Annotated in this window: 3 protein-coding genes; 1 reads left to right on the top strand and 2 read right to left on the bottom strand. The window is 73.1% G+C overall.

The genetic code is table 11. The features are described from left to right. Window positions 1-45: 45 nt before the first annotated feature. Together ABT345_RS33145 and ABT345_RS33140 are read right to left on the bottom strand one after the other, a co-directional pair. The gene (locus ABT345_RS33145; RefSeq protein WP_345087397.1) at window positions 46-2,814 is read right to left on the bottom strand and encodes a right-handed parallel beta-helix repeat-containing protein; all 2,769 of its coding nucleotides are present in this window, start codon (window positions 2,812-2,814) and stop codon (window positions 46-48) included. After that, window positions 2,811-3,821: a hypothetical protein gene (locus ABT345_RS33140; RefSeq protein WP_345087395.1), complete on the bottom strand. Its 1,011-nt coding sequence runs from the start codon at window positions 3,819-3,821 to the stop codon at window positions 2,811-2,813. Before ABT345_RS33140 ends, ABT345_RS33145 begins: the two co-directional genes overlap by 4 nt. A 440-nt stretch (window positions 3,822-4,261) precedes the next feature. Between ABT345_RS33140 and ABT345_RS33135 the strand changes: the two genes are divergently transcribed. Further along, the gene (locus ABT345_RS33135) at window positions 4,262-4,963 is read left to right on the top strand and encodes a response regulator transcription factor (protein ID WP_345087393.1); all 702 of its coding nucleotides are present in this window, start codon (window positions 4,262-4,264) and stop codon (window positions 4,961-4,963) included. The last annotated feature ends 163 nt before the right edge of the window (window positions 4,964-5,126 follow it).

Here is a 5,126-nt window from a genome sequence, read left to right as displayed (position 1 = left end):
GTGCCGTTTCACGTGAAACGGCACCCCGGCCCTTCGCACTGTCTTCTACAGCGTCTGCAGCGGCGGGATGTCCTCCGGCAACAGCGTCACCAGGCTCTTCGTCTCCGCCTCGGCGTCCGCCTCGTCCGGCGTCGCGGACGTGAGCAGCGCCGAATCGGCCAGCCGGGCCGCATGACGCTCCGTCATCCGCTGGAAGAGCTGACGGGCGGTGCGGCCGTTGCCGAACCGGTCGTCGCGCTCCACACCCGCGAAGTACGTGCCCAGCGCGTCCGTCGTCGCCTCGCCCAGCTCGTAGCGGTGGTGCTCGGCCTGCTGCGCGACGATGCCGACGAGCTCGTCCGCGTCGTAGTCGTCGAAGAGCAGGGTCCGGGTGAACCGGGAGGCGAGACCGGGGTTGGCGTCGATGAACCGGCCCATGTCGTCGGGGTAGCCGGCCACGATCACCACCACGTCCTCGCGGTGGTCCTCCATCAGCTTCACCAGCGTGGAGATGGCCTCCAGACCGAAGTCGTTGCCCTGGCCGTGCGGCACCAGCGCATACGCCTCGTCGATGAAGAGAACACCGCCGACCGCCTGCCGGAACACCGCGGTGGTCTTCGGCGCGGTGTGGCCGACGTACTCACCGACCAGCGCGCCCCGGTCCGCCTCGACCAGATGGCCGCGGGTCAGCAGCCCCAGCGCGGCCAGCAGCCGCCCGTAGAGCCGGGCCACCGTCGTCTTGCCCGTACCGGCGTTCCCCGCGAAGACCAGATGGCGGCTGAGCGGGGGCGGCGGCAGACCCGCCTCGGTGCGGCGCCGGACCAGCTGCATCAGCTTGACCAGCGTCTCCACGTCCTGCTTGACGCGCTCCAGCCCGATCAGCGACCGCAGTTCGGCCAGCAGGTCCTCCAGCGACTCGGTGGCCGCCTCGGTGACCTCGGCGCCGAGCGCCGGGGCGGTGCCGGACGCGCCGCCCGCCGCCACGGCACGGGCGCCGACCGGTGCCGGGCCCGCCGCGGACACCGGCAGGGTGCTGTCCTTCACCCCGTCGGCCCGGCAGTCCTCGAAGACCGGCTCCGCGCCGTCCGCGAGCTTGAGGTCCTCGTCGGTGTCGCGGACCACGCACCGGCGCACCACGGGCTTGGCGTCCTTGCCGACGTAGAGCGCCGGGAAGCCGGTGGCCGAGACATCGCAGTCGGTCAGCAGCCCCGCCGCGCCGTCGGCGACGTAGACGCCGTTCTTCGCGGAACGGGCGATCCGCACCCCGCTGACCCGCGGCCGCGCGCCGTTCCACAGCACCAGGGCGCTGCCCTTGCTGTCGGTGATCTCGCAGCTGTCGAGCCAGGCGGTGGAGCGCTCTCCGAGGAACACCCCGGCCGAACGGCTGCCGCGCACCCGGGTGTCCGCCACCAGCGCACCGGTGTCCGCGGTCACCTCCAGGCCCGTACCGCAGTCCGCGATCTCGCAGTTGTCGAGCAGCGGGCGGTGCGCGGAGGTCAGGCTGATGCCCGTACCGGCGTCCGTCACCCGGCACCGGCGTGCCGTCAGATCGCCGCCGTCCACCGCGATGCCGGACAGCTCCGCCGACTCGACGCGGGTGCCGGTGAGCGTCAGCAGGGCGCGTTCGGTGACCCGCGCGCCGTGCTGCGGGGTGCCGCGCAGCTCCCCGTCGCGGACCGTGGCCCGGGCGGAGCCCGCCAGGTGCAGGGCGGTGAAGGCGCTGTCGGTGACCGCGCAGTCGACGAGCGTCAGCTGCGCCTCGTCGGTGACGAAGGCGCCGTTGGCCCGCGAGCGGGCGAGACCGCCGCCGCGCATCTCGACCTGCGCGGTGCCGCCCGCCGCCAGCCCGCTGTCGGCGGAGTCCCCGACGGTGGTGGCGGTCAGCCGCACCACCGCGTTCTGCGCGGCGAGCACGCCGACGCCGCCGGACTCGTCGATCCGGCAGGAGCGCAGCGTCAGCAGCACCGGGCCCGCCGCCTGGACGCCCGCGGCGCCGCTCCGGGCGATCTCGCAGTCGTGCAGCAGCACGCCGGCCGTGTTCCCGGACGCCCCGGCGTCGCCCTCCGGGCCGCTGCCCGCGTCGGTGTCGTCGGGTGCGGGCGCCGGGGTGGCGCCGGTGGCGGAGGAGGTGACGAGGACGCCCTGCGCCAGACCGTCGGTCAGCCGGCAGGAGCGCAGCACCGGCCGGGCGTCGTCCTCGACGGCGAGCGCCGCCGCCGTGGTCCTGGTGATCTCGCAGTCGGTGAAGCTGCCGGTGGCCGGAGAGCGGAGCTGAATGCCGTGTCCGGCCGCGGTGTTGACGGCCAGCCCGCTGACGGTGGCGTCCGCACCGTGCTCCACCAGCAGCGCGGTGCCGCCGGCGTCGGTGACGGTCACCCGCTCCAGCGTCGCCCGGCTGTCCCCGCCGAGGCGCACGGCGGGCCCGCCGGCGGCGTGCACCCGGCAGTCGCGCAACGTGGGCGCGGCGGTGCCGGTGACCTCGACGCGGCCGCCGGTGATCTCGCAGCCGTCGAGGACGGCGGTGCCGCCCGTCACGGCGATCGCGGGCTGATCCGGGGCGACGCCCTGGACGGTGAGCCCGCGGATCTCCCCGGCGCCGCCGAGCACGGTCAGCGGGGTGCCGCGGGGAGCGACCAGCCGGACGGTTCCGGCGCCCTGTTCGGCGACGACGGTGATGTCCCGTTCGAGGGTCAGGTTCTCGGTGTAGGTGCCGGGTTGGACCGAGATCACGGCGCCCGGGCCGGCGGCGCGCAACGCCGCGCCGATGGTGCGGTGCCCGCCCCAGCCCCGGGCCCCGACGCGCAGTGCGGCCGCGCCGCCGGACCGGCCGATCATGCCGGGGTGCAGCTGAGCTGGACCGGCCCGGCAGCGTCGTGCGCGTCCTTGGTGGAGGACGTGTAGTCGATACCGGTGTTGAACATCTTGACGGTCACGAAGCCGCCGGAGACCTTGAACGGCCCGCGGGCCAGCCACTTGCCGCGGTTGTTGACCTGGTCGACGTCGAAGCTGCCGGCGGGGGTGCCGCCGCTGTGGTCCGAGGCGTAGACCGCGTACTTGGCGGGGTGGCCGCCGACGTAGCGGAGGTCGGAGTTGCCCGGCACGAAGACCGCGAGGCGGCAGGAGGCGTCGCCCTTGATCCGCGCGCGGTAGTCGAACTTCCACAGCACGTACTGGGTCGCGTCGTACTTCGTCGACGAGCCCGACATGGGCAGGGACAGGTACTGGCCGTTGCAGCCGGAGCCGGTGTAGCCGCCGCCGTTGGTCTTCAGCCAGCCCGCCTCCTGGCTGAAGTTCGGGTCCTTCGTCCAGATCTTGGCCTCCGCGGACGACGGGCAGCCGTACCCGGCGAGGGCGGTGAAGGAGGTGACCGTCTTGCTCGAAACGCTCTTGCCGCTCTCGTCCTTGGTGGTGGCGGTGGGCGAGGGCGGGGTGTGCGTCGAGCCCGTCGTGGGGGTGTCCTCGGCGGGGATGATCCGCTGGCCGTCCGGCACGGTCTGCTGCCGGCCGCCGGTGCCGCCCGAGGCGCCGCCGGAGCCGTCGGGGGACGCCTTGCCGTCCTGGTGGTGGTCGGCCTTGGCGGTGGCGCCCGCGGGAGCGGTCTTGTCGGCCTGGTTCTTCTTCTCGTCCGAGCCGCCGCTGAGCGCGCCGATGGCGAGGGCGCCGAGACTCAGCGCCGCGACGACGGCGATGCCGATCGCCACCAGGCGCTTGCCGGGCTTGCCCTGTTCACCGTCGGGGCGGACGCCGCCCACGAACGCGGAGACGAAGCCGTGCCGGTCCTCCTCCGGCAGGCGGCCTGGGGCCTCGGCAGCGGGCTGCGGGGGCTTCTCCTGGTCAGCCACGTACGTACTCTCCAATTGTCTTGCCGTAAGGGACAGGCGGCACAGAATACCGCCGTGGGGTAAACGGAAAATGTCCGCGCGGGAAATTCAATTAGGCTTGAGCGATTTGTCTCGCAGAGTCATGCGGAATTCTTACGAGGCTGTGACGAAGCCTTACGCAATCGTGACCCGGGGCGCGGAACCGGGGTGCGGAAGGATCCGTCCCCGGCGTATCCGTACGGAGATTGAGACAGTGTCACGGCCCTGACCTGCGTCGCTGCGGTTTCGCTACAGATGCGGGTCGGTCCGTGCACTGTTGATTTTGTCCGGTACATTGAAACGGCATCGACCCGCCGCCCAGATGGCGTGTCGAGCGGGGGATCTGAGCGTGACGCATTGACCTGACGACGGGAATACGCATGTCCAATTGTGCGCGAATTGCCATTATCGAGCATCAGAATTTGGTCCGGCACGGACTGGAGCGGGTGCTCTCCCAGAGTCCGCGGCTCGACGTGAGTGCCGCGGTGGAGCGCGTGCACGACTTCCCCTTCGACGCCCCGGCGCCCGACGCGATCCTGTACGGCCCGCCCGTGCACGACTGCGCCACCGAGTCCGAACCGCCCGGAGCGACCCTGGCCCGGCTCGTCGCCTGCGCCCCGGTCCTCCTGGTCTCCGACTTCCACCGGCCCTACCGCGTCCTGGAGGCCGTCCGCGCCGGGGTGCTCGGGTGCGTCACCGGACGGGTGGACGACGAGGAGCTGCTGCGCGCCGTCGACACCGTCGTCCGGGGCGGCTTCCACCTCTCCTCGACGCTCGTGCCGCGGCTCCAGTCCGAACTGCAGCAGCCCGGCGGCGCCGAGCCCCGCTCGCTCGCCCGCCGGGAACTGGAGGCGCTGCGCCTGCTCGCCGAGGGCCTGACCCACAGCCAGATAGGCCGCCGGATGGGCCTGACCGAGGCCACGGTCAGCACGTACGTCAAGCGCATCCGCACCAAGCTCAACGTCGGCAACAAGGCCGATCTCACCCGCACCGCCATCGAGTTGGGCCTGCTGCGCGACCCCGCGGCGGCCGGCGGCGACGGACCGGCGCCGCTGCCCGCCCCGGGCCGGGCGCTCGGCCCGATGGCCAGCCGCTCCCGCTCCCTGCTGCTCGGCAAGAACTGACGGCACCGCAGGGATCCTCCCCGCCGTGACGGACGCCGTGGACCCGGCGCCGTACGGCACCTCCGGCGCGCCCGTGCAATGCGATCGGGGGTGAGGGCGCCGAGGGTGGCGAGGCGGGCGAGGATGCGCCAGCGCAGTTCGGGGTCGAGGTCGGGGCCGCCGG

This window comes from Streptomyces sp. NPDC000404, from assembly GCF_040300365.1.
In the GTDB taxonomy this organism is placed as follows: Bacteria; Actinomycetota; Actinomycetes; order Streptomycetales; family Streptomycetaceae; genus Streptomyces; species Streptomyces ramulosus.
This window is presented reverse-complemented; position numbering and strand designations above follow the sequence as displayed.

Coding starts and splice junctions, on each gene's coding strand:
- ABT345_RS33145 (WP_345087397.1), bottom strand. CDS start 2,814: ATGATCGGCCGGTCCGGCGGCGCGGCCGCACTGCGCGTCGGGGCCCGG.